Origin of the sequence: Curtobacterium sp. Curtsp57 (assembly GCF_047324335.1) — a bacterium.
In the GTDB taxonomy this organism is placed as follows: Bacteria; Actinomycetota; Actinomycetes; order Actinomycetales; family Microbacteriaceae; genus Curtobacterium.
In genome coordinates, this window is sequence record NZ_CP168511.1 from 2,105,309 (window position 1) to 2,120,015 (window position 14,707).

General features: G+C 71.6%; 16 protein-coding genes. 4 read left to right on the top strand and 12 right to left on the bottom strand.

The window, feature by feature from the left end; all coding sequences use genetic code 11:
* Nucleotides 1-3: 3 nt before the first annotated feature.
* From ACEN9V_RS09800 to ACEN9V_RS09825, 6 genes are all read right to left on the bottom strand, one after another.
* Nucleotides 4-333, bottom strand: a complete 330-nt coding sequence (locus tag ACEN9V_RS09800) for a hypothetical protein (protein ID WP_413600142.1) — start codon at nucleotides 331-333, stop codon at nucleotides 4-6.
* Nucleotides 323-910, bottom strand: coding sequence for a hypothetical protein (locus ACEN9V_RS09805; RefSeq protein ID WP_413600143.1), 588 nt, complete (start codon nucleotides 908-910; stop codon nucleotides 323-325). The genes ACEN9V_RS09800 and ACEN9V_RS09805 overlap by 11 nt, the downstream gene beginning before the upstream one ends.
* Nucleotides 907-1,521, bottom strand: coding sequence for an RNA polymerase sigma factor (locus tag ACEN9V_RS09810; protein ID WP_413600144.1), 615 nt, complete (start codon nucleotides 1,519-1,521; stop codon nucleotides 907-909). Before ACEN9V_RS09810 ends, ACEN9V_RS09805 begins: the two co-directional genes overlap by 4 nt.
* A 200-nt stretch (nucleotides 1,522-1,721) precedes the next feature.
* A complete protein-coding gene (locus tag ACEN9V_RS09815; RefSeq protein ID WP_413600145.1) occupies nucleotides 1,722-1,877 on the bottom strand; it encodes a hypothetical protein in 156 nt (51 codons plus the stop codon).
* 148 nt (nucleotides 1,878-2,025) lie between these two features.
* Nucleotides 2,026-4,560, bottom strand: coding sequence for an ATP-dependent DNA ligase (locus tag ACEN9V_RS09820; protein ID WP_413600146.1), 2,535 nt, complete (start codon nucleotides 4,558-4,560; stop codon nucleotides 2,026-2,028).
* Nucleotides 4,557-5,447, bottom strand: a complete 891-nt coding sequence (locus tag ACEN9V_RS09825) for an SDR family oxidoreductase (RefSeq protein WP_413600147.1) — start codon at nucleotides 5,445-5,447, stop codon at nucleotides 4,557-4,559. The genes ACEN9V_RS09820 and ACEN9V_RS09825 overlap by 4 nt, the downstream gene beginning before the upstream one ends.
* A 62-nt stretch (nucleotides 5,448-5,509) precedes the next feature.
* Between ACEN9V_RS09825 and ACEN9V_RS09830 the strand changes: the two genes are divergently transcribed.
* The gene (locus tag ACEN9V_RS09830) at nucleotides 5,510-6,463 is read left to right on the top strand and encodes a Ku protein (protein WP_402727880.1); all 954 of its coding nucleotides are present in this window, start codon (nucleotides 5,510-5,512) and stop codon (nucleotides 6,461-6,463) included.
* A gap of 21 nt (nucleotides 6,464-6,484) precedes the next feature.
* Here the strand turns inward: ACEN9V_RS09830 and ACEN9V_RS09835 are convergent, their stop codons facing one another.
* Both ACEN9V_RS09835 and ACEN9V_RS09840 read right to left on the bottom strand, forming a co-directional pair.
* Nucleotides 6,485-7,141 carry an FCD domain-containing protein gene (locus ACEN9V_RS09835; RefSeq protein ID WP_413600148.1) on the bottom strand — a complete coding sequence of 219 codons (657 nt, stop codon included), beginning with the start codon at nucleotides 7,139-7,141 and terminating at the stop codon, nucleotides 6,485-6,487.
* The gene (locus tag ACEN9V_RS09840; RefSeq protein ID WP_413600149.1) at nucleotides 7,138-7,860 is read right to left on the bottom strand and encodes an SDR family oxidoreductase; all 723 of its coding nucleotides are present in this window, start codon (nucleotides 7,858-7,860) and stop codon (nucleotides 7,138-7,140) included. The genes ACEN9V_RS09835 and ACEN9V_RS09840 overlap by 4 nt, the downstream gene beginning before the upstream one ends.
* A 22-nt stretch (nucleotides 7,861-7,882) precedes the next feature.
* On the opposite strand from ACEN9V_RS09840, the gene ACEN9V_RS09845 reads away from it, so the two are divergent.
* Both ACEN9V_RS09845 and ACEN9V_RS09850 read left to right on the top strand, forming a co-directional pair.
* Entirely contained in the window at nucleotides 7,883-8,647 is a 765-nt protein-coding gene (locus tag ACEN9V_RS09845; protein WP_413600150.1) for an SDR family NAD(P)-dependent oxidoreductase, read from the top strand.
* 25 nt (nucleotides 8,648-8,672) lie between these two features.
* Nucleotides 8,673-9,278: an antibiotic biosynthesis monooxygenase gene (locus ACEN9V_RS09850; RefSeq protein ID WP_413600151.1), complete on the top strand. Its 606-nt coding sequence runs from the start codon at nucleotides 8,673-8,675 to the stop codon at nucleotides 9,276-9,278.
* A 6-nt stretch (nucleotides 9,279-9,284) separates the two neighbouring features.
* Here ACEN9V_RS09850 and ACEN9V_RS09855 read toward each other — a convergent pair whose 3' ends face one another.
* Genes ACEN9V_RS09855 through ACEN9V_RS09870 form a run of 4 tightly spaced genes read right to left on the bottom strand, consistent with a single transcriptional unit; the run spans nucleotide 9,285 to nucleotide 13,549 of the window.
* Entirely contained in the window at nucleotides 9,285-10,223 is a 939-nt protein-coding gene (locus ACEN9V_RS09855) for a Ppx/GppA family phosphatase (RefSeq protein ID WP_413600152.1), read from the bottom strand.
* A gap of 31 nt (nucleotides 10,224-10,254) precedes the next feature.
* Nucleotides 10,255-11,112 (bottom strand): ribokinase, encoded by an 858-nt coding sequence (locus ACEN9V_RS09860; RefSeq protein ID WP_413600153.1) that lies wholly within the window; start codon nucleotides 11,110-11,112, stop codon nucleotides 10,255-10,257.
* Nucleotides 11,109-12,548, bottom strand: a complete 1,440-nt coding sequence (locus ACEN9V_RS09865) for an MFS transporter (protein WP_413600154.1) — start codon at nucleotides 12,546-12,548, stop codon at nucleotides 11,109-11,111. Before ACEN9V_RS09865 ends, ACEN9V_RS09860 begins: the two co-directional genes overlap by 4 nt.
* Before the next feature lie 5 nt (nucleotides 12,549-12,553).
* Nucleotides 12,554-13,549, bottom strand: coding sequence for a nucleoside hydrolase (locus tag ACEN9V_RS09870; RefSeq protein ID WP_413600155.1), 996 nt, complete (start codon nucleotides 13,547-13,549; stop codon nucleotides 12,554-12,556).
* 149 nt (nucleotides 13,550-13,698) lie between these two features.
* On the opposite strand from ACEN9V_RS09870, the gene ACEN9V_RS09875 reads away from it, so the two are divergent.
* On the top strand, nucleotides 13,699-14,697 hold the full coding sequence (locus ACEN9V_RS09875; protein WP_413600156.1) for a LacI family DNA-binding transcriptional regulator: 999 nt from the start codon (nucleotides 13,699-13,701) through the stop codon (nucleotides 14,695-14,697).
* Nucleotides 14,698-14,707 lie beyond the last annotated feature (10 nt).

The following is a 14,707-nucleotide window of genomic DNA, read 5'->3' on the forward strand; positions in this document are numbered from 1 at the left end:
GCGTCAGACGATCTCGACCACGCGGACGGTGACGTCGGTGGGCCGACGACCGGCGACGTCCTCGACACGTCGGACCACGACGTCGCGGACGGCCTTGGCGCGCCCGATCGCCGACGTCCCCGCATCGACGGCGATCACGACGCGCACCCGGAGCCCCTCGCCCCGCTCGTCGACCAGGACCGCACCGCCGTCGCGCGGCAGGTCGAGCACCGACCGGACGTCGCGGACGAGCACGGCGAGACTCGGCCCCGGCGGGATCACCGACCGCACCCCGGGAACGCCGAGCACGGCTTCGGTGGCTACGCGGGAGAGCGCGCGGGTGTCAGCGGTCACGGGTTCCTCCCGGGGCGAGCAGGTCCGCGACCCGGACGGTGAGGGAGCGCACCTCGAACGGCGCGTGCTCCGCGAGGGCGGCGGCCACGATCGTGCGGAGCTCGTCGGCACGTCCGCGGATCGGGGCGGCGGGATCGACCACGATCGCGACCTCGACGTCGGCCGGTCCGCCGGGGATCGACAGGTCGCCCGTGAACCGGGTCCGACGGACGAGGACCCCGGGCAGCGTGTCACCGAGCGCACGGACCAAGCCCCGGATCGCCCCCTCGGTCACGACGAGCGTGCTGGACGGATCGTCGTCGGGCACCGGGATGTCCCGACCGGCGTGCGCGGTGGTGCGGATCGAGGCCAGGACACCGGCGATCCACCCCTCGTCTGCGCCGTCGGCGGCGCGGACGTCCGCGTCGAGCAACGCCGACGATGCCGCTCGCAGCTCGCCGAGACGCACGAGCGCAGCGCGGGCAGCCGCGTCCGACTCGATGTCGTCCCGCACGGGATCCCCGCCGGAGTCGAGGTAGTCCGCGAGCTCGTCGAGCGTGAAGGCGCCGAAACGATCGTCGATGTCGTCGTCGTTCATCGCCACCCCTCCATCTGCTCGAGCACGGTCCGGCGCGCACGTGCGAGCAGGCCGCGCACGCTCGCCGCCGACAGGCCGGTCTGCTCGGCGATCTCGGCGTAGGACGCGCCACCGATCTCGCGCAGCACCCACACTGCTCGCTGCGCATCCGGGAGGTTCTGGACGACTCCGGCCAGCGCGTCGACCTGCATGCGTGTCGCCACGACCTCGTCGACCGGGCGGTCCTCCGAGGCCTCTGGCAGCGCCTCGAGGTCGAGGTGCGGGTGGCGGCGGCGGAGTCGGTCGAGCGCCTTGTTCGCCGCGATGCGGAACAGCCACGTCCGCACCCGGTCCGGCTCCTCGACGGTGTCGATCCGTTGCCAGGCCAGCAGCGACGCCTCCTGCACGGCATCGTCCGCTTCGCCGTCACCGTGCCCGAGGATGCGCGCGGCGTACGCGCGCATGAGCGGCCCGTACCGGTGGATGAGCACGCCGAACGCGGCGGCGTCACCGTCCGCGGAACGTTCGACGAGCGACCCGTCCGACAGGGACGACAGCTGCGTGTCCTCGGTCAGGGTCGGGCCTCTCGGATCGGGTTTCGGTTCTCGCGTGACGAATTCGGGGTTCGGCACGTCTTCAGTACGTGCCTACCATCGGCGCCTGCGTGCTGATGGTCTCGAGCGCGCCGTGGCCGGTCATCCCTGAACGACCGGTCACGGCGCTTCTGCGGCGGCCCGTGCGTTCCCTGATCCGGCGCACGGGCCGTCTTCCCCCAGGACGGGGTGGTCGGCGACACCCCGAGTCTGGGACGTCGGGGACGCCCCGCGACGCGTCAGTCGTCGACCTCGTCGCCGAGGAAGTCCGCGTAGGTCACCTCCGGGTCGGTCGCCGCCGCTGCCGGCTCCACCGGCTTCCGCAGCGGCTGGTCACCCGACATGGCGACGCGCTCCTCCGTGGTGAACGGTGGCAGGTAGTTGGACGCGCTCATCGCCGCTCCCTTCGTCCCGAGGAACGTAACAGCCCGGCACGTTCATGCCAGCGGTCGTGATGATTTCGTCCCCCACGACGGGGGCCGACGGGGGACGGAAGTTCGCCCGCAGCGGACCCCATGCGCACGTATTCGATCGCGTGCCCGCTCACTCTCGGACGACGTCACCCGCCGACTTGTCGATCCGCCAGCCACGCCACGACGGCTGCCGGAGTCGACCGTCCCCGGTCCACTCCGCGAACTCGACCTCGCCGACGCGCTCGGGGGTCACCCAATGCGCGTCGCGGGCATCCGGACGAGGGACGTCCGTGAACGGGGGCGTCTTTCGTTCCAGCCGACCGAGCACCACGGCGATCTCGTCGAGGTCACGATCGCTGAACCCCGTCCCGACCTTGCCGACGTACTCCAGGCCGTCCGTGCCGGGGATCCCGAGCAGCAGCGAGCCCACGCCGCCGGCGCGCCGACCGTTCCCGGGCTTCCACCCGCCGACGACGACCTCCTGCGTGGCGTGGTGCTTCAGCTTGAGCCATGCCTCTGACCGACGACCCTCGGCGTACTTCGACGCGCGCTTCTTCGCCACGACCCCCTCGAGCCCGGCCTTCCGGGAATCGCGCATCGCCTGGTCGAGGTCACCGTCGTGCGCGGGCGGCACCTCGATGACACCGCCGGCATCGACGACCGTCGACAGTGCCTCTCGTCGGTTGGTGTACGCCAGGCGCGTCAGCTCGTGACCGTCCGCCTCGAGCACGTCGAACAGCAGGAAGCGCACCGGGGTGGTCTTCCGTGCGGCCTCGACCTCGCGCGGCTTCGTCAGGCCCATCCGGTTCTGCAGGAGTTGGAAGGACGGCCGCCCGCGCTCGACGAGCGCCACGATCTCCCCGTCGAACACCCCGTCCACACCCGCCCGCTCGCCGAGTTCCCGCAGTTCCGGGTACTGCGCCGTGAGGTCGTTGCCGTTGCGGCTCCGCAGCGTCACCTCGCCGTCACGGACGGTGGCCAGGGCGCGCACGCCGTCCCACTTCAGCTCGAACGCCCACTCGGCCGGATCGAGCCGGGGTTCACCCTTCGCCAGGGTCGCCTGCATCGTCCGGCGTTCCACCGGCTCGGTCTCCGACGCGGCGGCCCCGTCGATCCGCTCACGGCCGTCGTCGTGCCTGTGGGCCCGGGAGGCTCGGCTCGGCTCCGCTCCGCCGGTCCCGTCCGCCGTCGGGTCGGGCTGGTCCTTGGTGCGGTGGATGAGCCAGTTCTTCTCGTCGCCCTCGCGGCCGCGCCCGCGTCCACGGGTGTGCAGGATCGCGAGGCGTCGGTTGCCGTTCGTCCGGCCGTGCAGCGTGACGATGACCTCCTCGCCCTCGCGCCACTTCTCGAGGTCGTACGTGCCGTCGTCCCAGATCGTGACCGTCCCGCCGCCGTACTCGTCCTTCGGGATCGTCCCCTCGAAGCCGCCGTACTCGAGCGGGTGGTCCTCGGTCATCACCGCGAGGTGGTTCTTCCCCGGATCGGTCGGCTCCCCCTTCGGCAGTGCCCAGCTGACGAGCACGCCGTCGTGCTCCAGCCGGAAATCGTAGTGGTCCCTGGTGGCGTGGTGCTCCTGGATGACGAACGTCGGGGTGCCGTCCTGCCGGACCGTCGGCGCTCCTTCCGGAACCGGCTCCGGCGTCTTCGACGCGTCCCGCTTCGCACGGTAGGCCGACAGGCGGTCGTTCCCGGAACCTCCCGCCCGCTCCTGCCGTTCCGCGTCGTTCGCCTGCTGGGTCCGGTCGCTGTCCCAGTGACCGTGGTCGGCGCGACCGACCGCCAACGAGGCGGCGGCGACCGGGTGCAGGGGGTCGCCACGGTCCTCCAGTCGTTCGAGCACCTCGTCCAGCGTCAGCTGGGCCAGCCCCTTCTCGGTGAGTTCCTTCCACGTCCGCGGCGCGGCGACGGTCGGCTGCGACCGGCCGCGCAACGAGTACGGGGCGATCGTCGTCTTGTTGCCGTTGTTCTGCGACCAGTCGACGAAGACCTTGCCCTTCCGCTCCGCACGGCTCATCGAGGACAGCACCAGGTCGGGGAGGTCCTGTTCGAGGGCCTTGGCGAGTTCGTGGGCGACCTCGGAGACGTGCTTGGTGGCGGCCTTCCCGTCGAGTGCCGCGTACAGGTGGATGCCCTTCGACCCGGACGTGACCGGGTACGGCTCGAGCCCCATGCCCTGCAGGATCTCCCGTGCCGCGACCGCGACCTCGACGCACTCCGGCAGCCCGACGCCATCGCCGGGGTCGAGGTCGAGCACCAGCCGGTCGGGGTTCTGCTGCCCGCCGCGGGGACCGAACCGCCACTGCGGCACGTGCAGCTCGAGCGCGGCCTGCTGCGCCATCCAGACGAGCGTCGGCAGGTCGTCCACGATCGGGTACTCGTTGTCGTGCTCGGTGTGCTCGATGGTGTGGTGCCGGACCCAGTCGGGCGCGGAGTCCGGCAGGTTCTTCTCGAAGAACACCTTGCCGTCGACGCCGTTCGCCCAGCGCTTCCTGGTCACCGGCCGGTCCTTGACGTGCGGGATCATCCACGGCGCGACCCGCGTGTAGTACTCGATCACGCGACCCTTCGTGGTGCCGGTCTCCGGGTACATCACCTTGTCGAGGTTCGTGAGCGCGATGCGGCGGTCCCCGACGAGGACCGTGGTCTTCCGGGAAACCGGACTCACAACGCGACCCCGGTTGCTCCGGCCACCGTGAGCGTGGACCCGGACGTGTAGGACGACTCCGGCCCGGCCAGGTACACGTAGGCACTGCCGAGCTCGACGGGCTGCGCCGGCCGTCCGAACGGCGTGCCCTCGCCGTAGTGGGCGATCTCGTCGCCCGGGTAGCTGATCGGTTGGAGCGGCGTCCACACCGGCCCGGGCACCACGGTGTTGGCGCGGATGCCCTTCGCCGCGAGCTGCCGCGCGAGCCCGTTCGTGTACGCGATGATCGCCGCCTTCGTCGCGGCGTAGTCGATCATCCGGTCCTGCGGCTGGTACGCCGACACCGAGCTCGTCGTGACGATCGCGCTCCCCGGGGCCATGTGCGGGACCGCCGCACGGACGAGCCAGAACATCGCGTAGACGTTGACCTTCATCGTGCGGTCGAAGTCCTCGGTGGGCTGCTCGGTGACGTCCTCGTGCACGCGCTGGTGCCCGGCGACGAGGACGAGTGCGTCGAGGCCGCCGAGCTCGCTGACCGCATCCCGCACGAGTCGGTCGCAGAACGCCTCGTCGGTGAGGTCCCCCGGGAGCATCACGGCGTTCCGACCGAGGTCGGCGATCAGGTCGCGGACCTCGGTGAGGTCGTCGAGCTCCTCGGGCAGGGCGTTCAGCGCGACGTCGGCACCCTCCTTCGCCATGGCGATCGCGGCCGCGCGGCCGATGCCCGAGTCCGCCCCCGTCACGAGCACCCGGTAGCCCGGCATCCGCCCCGTGCCGAGGTAGCTCGTCTCCCCGTTGTCGGGCTGCGGGTCCATCGCACTCGCGCTCCCCGATCCCTGCTGGGTCTGCGCGGGGAACGGCGGCCGCGCGTACTTCGTCCGCGGGTCGTCCTTGTCCAGCTGGCTCATCAGCCCATCGTGCTCCCTGCGAACTCCGGGCGCTCCAGCCTCGGTACGGGCATCATGAGCGCATGAGGTCGATCTGGAAGGGCTCCATCGCGTTCGGGCTCGTCAACGTGCCCATCAAGGTCTACGCCGCCACCGAGACCCACGACGTGTCCCTGCACCAGGTCCACGACGAGGACAAGGCCCGCATCCGGTACAAGCGCGTGTGCGAGCTGGGGCACGAGGTCGAGTTCGCCGACATCGAGCGCGCCTACGACGACGGCGAGAAGACCGTCGTGCTCACCGCCGACGACTTCAAGAAGCTCCCCCAGGAGCAGTCGCACGAGATCGAGGTCCTCGAGTTCGTGCCCGTCGACCAGGTCGACCCGATGATGTTCGAGAAGACGTACTACCTCGAACCGGACTCCCGCTCCCCCAAGGCCTACGTGCTGCTCCGCCGGACGCTCGAGGAGACCGACCGCCTGGCGATCGTGCAGTTCACGCTCCGCCAGAAGACCCGGCTCGGTGTCCTGCGCGTGCACGACGACGTCCTGCTCCTGCAGGGGCTCCTCTGGGGCGACGAGGTCCGTGCCGCCGACTTCAAGGCACTCGACACCTCGGTGAAGGTCAGCGCCAACGAGCTGAAGATGTCGTCGTCGCTCGTGGAGAGCATGTCGACCGACTTCGATCCGGAGCGCTACACCGACGAGTACCAGGCCGAGCTGCAACAGCTCATCGACGCGAAGCTCGAGTCCGGCGACGACGTCGACACGTCCGAGACGTTCGGCGAGCAGGAGTCGTCCGACGACGAGGGCGGTGACGTCATCGACCTGATGGCCGCGCTCCGTGCGTCCGTGGACAAGAAGCGGACGGGAGGCTCGGGGTCGCGCTCGTCGTCCGGGTCGCGCTCGTCGTCGGGCAGCTCCACCGCCGACGAGACACCGGAGAAGAAGGCGCCGGCGAAGAAGGCCCCGGCGAAGCGCGCACCGGCCAAGAAGGCCCCGGCGAAGAAGCCAGCGGCGAAGAAGAAGGCCAGCTAGGCCGGAGATCGCGGGCGGCGATCAGGTGCGGTCGACGATCTCCCGCATCGCGGCCGCAGCGCGGTCGGCATCGCCGGCGGCGACCGCGTCCGCGAGCGTCCGGTGGAGCGCCACGTCGTGGGCGTCCGGCTCGACGTCCGCGCGCTCCTCGAGCGCTCGCTCGACCACACGCTGCAGGCGCGCGAACATCGCGTTGCCCGACAGTGCCAGCAACCGTCCGTGGAACGCGCGATCGGCCGGGAGGATCGGGGCCGGGTCCGCCGCACCGGCGGCGGAGGCGAGGCGTTCGGCGGAGGCGAGCAGGGCCTCCAGGTCGGATCGGTCGTGCGTTCCGGACGCGACCGCGCGGGCGGCGGCCGCAGCAGCCGCGGGCTCGACGGCACGACGGAGGGCACGGAGTTCGGCCAGCGCGACCGCTCGGTCGGGGCCGTCGAGGCGCCACCGGACCACGTGCGGGTCGATCACGTCCCACTGCTCGGCGGGCAGGACCCGGAGCCCGACGCGTCGGCCGGCACTGAGCATGCCGAGGGAGACGAGGACGCGGGTGGCCTCGCGGACGATGCTCCTCGAGGCGCCCGTGCGGGCGACGAAGCCCTCGACGCTGTCGCCGTGCCCGACGGGCAGGTCGCCTCGGACGATGGCGCTCCCGAGCTCGTCGAGCACCCGGTCGAAGATCACCGCTGCGACACCGGGGAGATGACGAGCTCGTCGATCCGGACGTGTGCGGGGGCGTCGAGCACGAAGGCGACGGTGCGGCCGATGTCCTCCGGTGTGAGCATGACCGCACGAGCCGCAGCATCCGGTACCGACGGTCGCTGCTCGAGGAAGTCCGTCGCGACGTCCCCGGGGCAGAGGTGCGTCGCGCGGAGCCCGTGCGGGGCCTCCTGCTGGTTGAGCGTCCGGGTGAGCGAGCCGAGGGCGGTCTTGCTCGCCGAGTAGGCAACGCCCGCGCCCGGCTGGAAGGACCACCCGGCGTACGAGGAGATCACGACCACGGTGCCGCCGGTCTTCCGCAGGGCGGGGAGCGCGGCGTCCGTGACGGTGGCCACGGCGGTGAGGTTCGTGTCGACGATGCTCCGGAAGGAGTCCATCGTCTGGTCGTCCCACCGTCTGGCGGGGGCGTTCAGCCCGGCGGCGAGCACGAGCCCGTCGAGCCGACCGTGCTCGGCGAGAACCGCATCCGTTGCCGCTCGCACCGCGCCCGGATCGGTCACGTCGAGCGGGAGCACGTGCGCGGTTCCGCCGTCGGCGCGGATGCCGTCCGCCACTGCGCCGAGTTGTTCGGCACGGCGGCCGCTCAGCACGACGGTCCATCCGGAGCGGGCGGCGGCTGCCCCGCTGGCGGCCCCCATGCCGCTGCCGCCGCCGGTGATCCAGAGCACACGTTCCGTCGTCATGGCCCAATAGTATGCTCATTGCATGGAACTCGACATCACCGGCCGCGTGGTCGTCATCACCGGAGCCGGTCGCGGGATCGGTCGCACCATCGCCGAGCGGTTCGCCGCCGACGGCGCGCGGGTGGTCGCGCTCGACCTGGCGTTCCCGGACGGAGCGCCGACGGACTCGGCCGACACCGTGACCTGCGACGTCGCCGATCCGGACTCCGTCCGCACCGCCGTCGACACCGTCATCGAGCGGCACGGCACGATCGACGTCCTCGTCAACAACGCCGGGATCAACGTCGACGGACCGGTCGCCGAGCTCCGGTGGGCTGACTGGCAGCGCTGCATGGACGTCAACCTGGGCGGGGTGTTCCTCATGAGCCAGGCGGTGGCACCGGTGATGCAGCGCGCCGGCCGCGGGCGGATCATCAACGCGGCGTCGTTCGCGGCGATCATCCCGAGCGTCGGTAGTGCGGCGTACGCGGCATCGAAGGCCGCCGTCGTGTCCTTCACCCGCGTGCTCGCATCGGAGCTCGGCCCGTGGGGCATCACCGTGAACGCCTACGCGCCGGGGATGGTGCCGACGGCGATGAACGGCTTCGCAACGCGCCCGCGGGAGGAGCAGGACGTGCTGCTCGACACACTGTCGCTGCGCCGGTGGGAGACGGCGGACGACGTGTCGAACCTGCTGCTGTTCCTGGCGAGCGACCAGGCCGGGTACATCACGGGGACGCTGCACGACGTGTCGGGCGGCAAGCTGGCGACGCAGATCCCGTCGAGGGCGTACCCGACACGAGCGTGAAACACGGGTCGGGGACACTGGTGCCATGACTCCACAAGAGCCAGGGAGCCTGCAGTCGTCATCCGAGACCGCCGGCCCGCCCGTCACCGTCTCCATCACCCGTCTCGTCGAACCCGACCGCATCCCCGAGGTCACCCGCTGGGTGCAGTCCGGCGTGAACCTCGCCAACCGGTACCCGGGGTTCCTCGGCTCGGGATGGGTCCGCTCCCGGGCGCAGTCCCGCGAGTGGCACATGCTCTACCGCTTCGCCGACCACGACTCGCTGGCGACGTGGGAGAACTCCGACGACCGGCTGCGGTGGCTCGACCTCGGACGGGACCTCGTGGTGGAGTCCCGCGTCGAGAAGCGCACCGGGATCGAGGGCTGGTTCGACGCCCCGTCCGACACCCCTGCGTCGAGTGCTCCCCCGCGGTGGAAGCAGGCGGTCAGCATCTGGCTCGGGTTCTTCCCGGTGAACCTGGCGTTCACGATCCTCGTCGGCGTGCTCGTGCCGTCCTTCGCCGGCTTGGCCGCGCTGCCCCGGGTGCTCATCACCACGCTGGTGCTCACGCCGATCATGACCTTCTGGGTGCTGCCGTTCGTGACGAAGTTGATCCGCCCGTGGCTCCTCGCCCCGCCGCGGAGTCGGTAGAGCGCCCTACGCCCCGAGCACCGACAGCTGGTCGAGCCGCTCGAGGATCACGCCCTCTCGGAGCGCCCACGGGCAGATCTCGAGTGCGGGCAGGTCGAAGATGTCCAGGCACGCCTCGGCGACGAGCGCTCCCGGGACGACCTGGTGTGCCCGGCTCGCGGAGACACCCGGCAGCGTTCCGAGTTCCTCGACGGACATCTGCAGGAGCGACGGGAGCTTCGCCCGCAGGGTCGCGCCGTCGAGCACCCGCGGCACGAGCGGCCCGGCCCCCGACGGCGCCGCACCACAGATCCGTGCGATCGACCGGAACGTCTTCGAGGTCGCCACGGCACGATCCGGCGCACCCGAGCGCAGCAGCTTGCCGGCGTCCCGGGCGATCTCGACGCGGATCTCGTGCCGGATCCGGCGGACGTCGTCCTCGGTCGGGGTGCCCACCGCGAAGAACGACCGCGCGAGCCGGGCGGCGCCGATCGGCATCGACCACGCGACGTCCGGTGCCTCGTCCGCGCCGCCGGCGATCTCGAGCGAGCCGCCCCCGATGTCGAACACCGCGAGCCGTCCGGCTGACCAGCCGAACCAGCGGCGGACGGCCAGGAAGGTGAGTCGCGCCTCGTCGGAGCCGGACAGCACGGCGAGCTCGACGCCGGTGCGTTCCTCGACGTGGGCGAGGACGGCCTCGGAGTTCACGGCGTCACGGACCGCCGACGTGGCGAACCCGAGCATGTCCTCGCAGCCGCGCTCCTCGGCCACGCGCACCGAGTCCGCGACGAAGCCGGTCAGCGCGTCGATGCCGACCTGCGTGACGGCGCCCCGGTCGTCGAGGTGCTCGGCGAGCCGCAGCGGCTGCTTGAACGACGACGCCGGCAGCGGCGCAGCGCCGCCGTGGGCGTCGACCACCAGCAGGTGACCGGTGTTGGACCCGATGTCGAGGACTCCCACGCGCATGCGAAGACCGTACCGGCCCGGGAGGCTCGTCCTACGACCGCAGGAACGCCTCCAGCTGCTCAGTGGTCGGGTAGGACGCCTGTGCCCCGGCTCCGGTCGCGGCGTACGCCCCGACCGCGGCGGCGAACCGCGCGGCCTCCGCGAGGTCGTCGCCTGCGGCGAGTCGGAGCGCCACGGCACCCATGAACGCGTCGCCGCAGCCCGTGGTGTCGACGGCCTCGACGGGGATCGCGGGGACCTCGACGGGCGCGGCGTCGCCGTCGTGCACGATCGACCCGTCACCACCCCGCGTGACGATCGACCGGGCGACGCCGTGGTCGCCGAGCAGTTCCGCCTCGTGCTCGTTCACCAGCAGCACGTCGGTGAGGTCGAGGAGCTCGCGCGGCACGTCGCCGAACGGGGACAGGTTCGTGAGGACGGTCACGCCGGCCTCGTGTGCGGCACGGGCGGCGGCGAGGACGACGTCGATCGAGACCTCGAGGCAGAGCCCGAGCACCGTCGCCCCGTCCAGGGCATCGGCGGGGACGTCGTCCGGTGTCAGCGTGGCGTTCGCGCCGCCGGAGATCACGATGGTGTTCTCGCCCTGCGCGTCGACGGTGATCACCGCGGTGCCGGTCGCAACGCCCTCGCGGACGGCGACGTGCGTCGTGTCCACACCCGCGGCCGCGACGGAGTCGCGGAGCAGCGCACCGTTCCCGTCGTCGCCGACCGCACCGATCATGCGCACCGTGCCCCCGAGCCTCCCGGCTGCCACCGCCTGGTTCGCGGACTTGCCGCCTGGCAGGATCGCGAGGTCGGAACCGTGCAGGGTCTCCCCCGGCTTCGGGAAGCGCTCCGTGCGGACCACCAGGTCCGCGTTCAGCGACCCGACGACGACGATGGTGTTCAACGGACGGTCTCCTTCTGCGGGGCGACGGACGTCGTCTCGGCGCTCGACGGGCGCGGGATGAGGAACGACGTCGCGAGGGCGGCGATCGTGATGACGGCACCGAGCAGCATCCCACCGGAGTAGCCGGCGGTGCCCGCGGACCCGCCGACCCCGAGGGCGATCTGCAGTGCGGGCAGGACGGCGAAGCTCACACCGGCGCCGAGGTTGAACGCCCCGGCGTTGAGGCCGGGCAGGAACCCGGGGTTCGAGTCAGGCGAGAGCACGATGCCGAGCCCGTTCAGGATGATGTTCGCGATGCCGGCGTAGGTGATGCCGATGAGCACGGTGGCGGCGATGAGCACCGGCAGGGAGTGCACGCCGACGAAGGCCATCAGGAGCGTCGCGACGATGCTGCCGATGAGCCCGACGCGCAGGATCGCCCGGTAGCCGAGGGTCGGGGCGAGGCGCCCGGCGAACGGTCCGACGATCCATCCGACGAGCGCGTACGGCGTGAGGAACACGAGGGAGGCGAGGTCCGCCTCCATCCCGAAGCCGGCGTCGTGGTTCTGGGCCAGGCTCGTGACGAGTCCGTTGACGACGGCGAAGACGCCCGTCATGGTGAGGAACGTCGTGGCGAGGAGCGCCCACGTCGCCCGACGCTTCAGGAACCGCGTCTCGACGAGCGGTTCCTGCACGCGGGACTCGACCGCCCAGAACACGGCGAAGGCAGCGAGCGCGACGACGATCCCGCCGATGACGAGGACCGGGTTCGCGGCGCCGAGCCTGCCGGCCTCGTTGAAGGCGGTCAGCAGGGCACCGACGCTCACCACGAGGGGCACGACACCGATCCAGTCCATGCGGGTGCCCTTGGACGGGTGGGACTCCACGCCCCACACGGCGACCAGCGCGAGCGCGACCACGGTGACGACGGCGATGACCCAGAAGATCCCGCGGAACCCGAAGTTCGTGGCGATCCACCCGCCGGCGAGGGAGTCGATCCCGGCGATGCCGCCGTTCACCGCGGTGAGGAGGCCGAGCGCGGCGCCGTAGCGCTTCGGGTCGGCGATCTCGTTGCGGAGCACGAGCAGGCAGATCGGGACGACGGGGCCGGTGACGCCCTGGATGATGCGGCCGGCGAAGAGCATCGGCACGTTCACCGCGAGGGCGGCGACGACGCTGCCGATGAGCATCACGGCGAGCATGCCGATCAGCACACGCTTGCGGCCGACGATGTCGGACAGGCGGGGCAGGAACAGCGAGAACAGCGCGGCGAGGGTGAAGTACAGCGTCTGCGAGAGGCCGATCGTCGCGTCGTCGGTGTGCAGCTCCCGCGCCATGGTGACGAGGGCGGGGCTGAGCATGCTCGCGTTCAGCTGGAACGCGATGCATGCTGCGAGGAGCGCCGCCGTGAGGGCGCCGATCGACTTCTTCGACATCGTCGTCGAGGTGGGGGTCATGGGGTTCAGGCCTTCTGGGTCTCGGGTCGGGGGGTCCAGCCGGTGTCGGGTGTCTCGCCGATGCGCTCGAGTGCGTCGACGACGAGGTCCCAGAACCGGCCGTGGTCGAGCTCCATCGCGGCGCTCGTGCGGCAGTCCTCCGGCGCGGGGGTGCGGAAGTCGGCGACGGTCATGCCGAGCGTCAGCGTGCCCTGGGTCTCGACGTGGATCGGGACCTTCACGGCCCGCACGATCGTCGGGTCGATGACGTACGCGACGGCGCAGGGGTCGTGGACCGGCGGGGAGTCGAAGCCCTGCGCGTCCTTGTAGGTCTGGCCGAAGAAGTCGAGCAGCTCCCCCACGAACGCCGCGGGTCCGGTGCCGACCTCGCTGATCCGGGCGGCGACCTCGGGCGTCGCCAGGGCCTGGTGCGTGAGGTCGAGGCCGACCATCACGACGTCCCAGCCGGCGTCGAAGACGATCGACGCGGCCTCGGGGTCGATGACGATGTTGAACTCGGCGACCGGGCTCCAGTTGCCGACGTGGACGCCGCCGCCCATCAGCACGACCTGCTTGACGCGCTCGACGATGCGGGGCTCCTTGCGGGCTGCGAGCGCGATGTTCGTCAGGCCGCCGGTCGGCACGAGGGTGACGGTGCCCGGCTCGTGCGCCATGACGGTCTCGATGATGAGGTCGACCGCGTGCCGCTCGTCCAGGTCGAACGAGGGCTCGGGCAGCATCGGCCCGTCGAGGCCGCTCTCGCCGTGGATGTCGCCGGCGACCTCGATCTCGCGCAGCAGCGGCCGGTCGGCACCTGCGGCGAAGGGCACGCCGGTGATCCCTGCGATGCGGGCGACGGCGAGGGCGTTGCGGGTGACCTTCGGCAGCGTCTGGTTGCCCACGACGGTCGTCACGGCGAGCAGCTCGATGTCGGGGTTGCCGTGCGCCAGCAGGATGGCGACGGCGTCGTCGTGGCCGGGGTCGCAGTCGAGGATGATCTTCTGCTTGGTCGCGTTCGGCACGTGTGCGCTCCACTTCGTCGGGGATGCCGGGCTCGCCGGCGGTAGCTGTGGCTCGACGCGGCCATGCACTCCGCGTCAAGCGTTTGACATCACACCTCATCAAACGCTTGACGTCAAGTCGAGCAGGGCTCAGTCGATAGCATCGACGGGTGCCAGCATCCTCCGGGACCCCTCGTCGCGTCACCGCAGCGATGGTCGCCGAACGCGCCGGCACCAGCATCGCCACGGTGTCGCTCGTGGTGAACGGCAAGGACCGCGGCCGTGTCTCGGTGCCGATCGCCACCAGGGTCCGCGATGCCGTCGAGGAGCTCGGGTACGTCGTCGACCACGCCGCCAGCTCCCTCGCCCGAGGCAGCGGCGACCTCGTCGTGCTCATCGCCCCCGACCTGTCGAACCCGTTCTTCGCCGAGGTCATCCGCGGCGTCCGCGACACCATCGGCGACCGGTTCCAGCTCGTGCTCTCCGTCACGGAACGCGGCGAGCAACCCGTCGACGCCGATGTCCGGCGCTTCGAGCGACTCCGGCCGGCGGGGATCCTCGTCGACGCCCCGGCAGCCGGCGAGTCGATGTCGGCCGGTGTGCCCGTCGTGCTCCTCGACGCGCCGGGAGGCCCGGGAGCCGTCAACTACGACCTGTCCCCGGGTGTCTCCGCGCTCGTCACGCACCTCGCCGACGCGGGGCACCGGCGCATCGGCTACCTCGACGGCACCTCGCGCGCGACGACCTTCGCCGTGCGCCGCACCCTGTTCGAGGACGCGTGCGCCGCCGCGGGCATCATCGTGTCGGACCTCCCCGCGAGCGCCGACCTGACGATCGAGGCCGCCACGACCGCGGTGTCCGGCGTGCTCGACGCATGGCTCGACTCCGGCGTGACGGCCGTCGTGGCCGCAGCCGACACGCTGGCGTACGGGGTGCTGCGGGTCGCTGCCGCCCGAGGCGTCGGGATCCCGGGAACCCTCGCCGTCGCGGGCTTCGACGACCTGCCGTCGTCCTCGGTCACCGCACCCGCGCTCACGAGCGTGGCACTGCCGGGAGCGGAACTCGGACGTGCCGCAGCACTCCGGCTGCTCGCGACGCTCGACGGCACGGAGGCGCCGGCCCCGTCACTCCCGACGCGCCTGGTCCCGCGCGCGAGCACGGGCGGCTGACGCGGGCGGT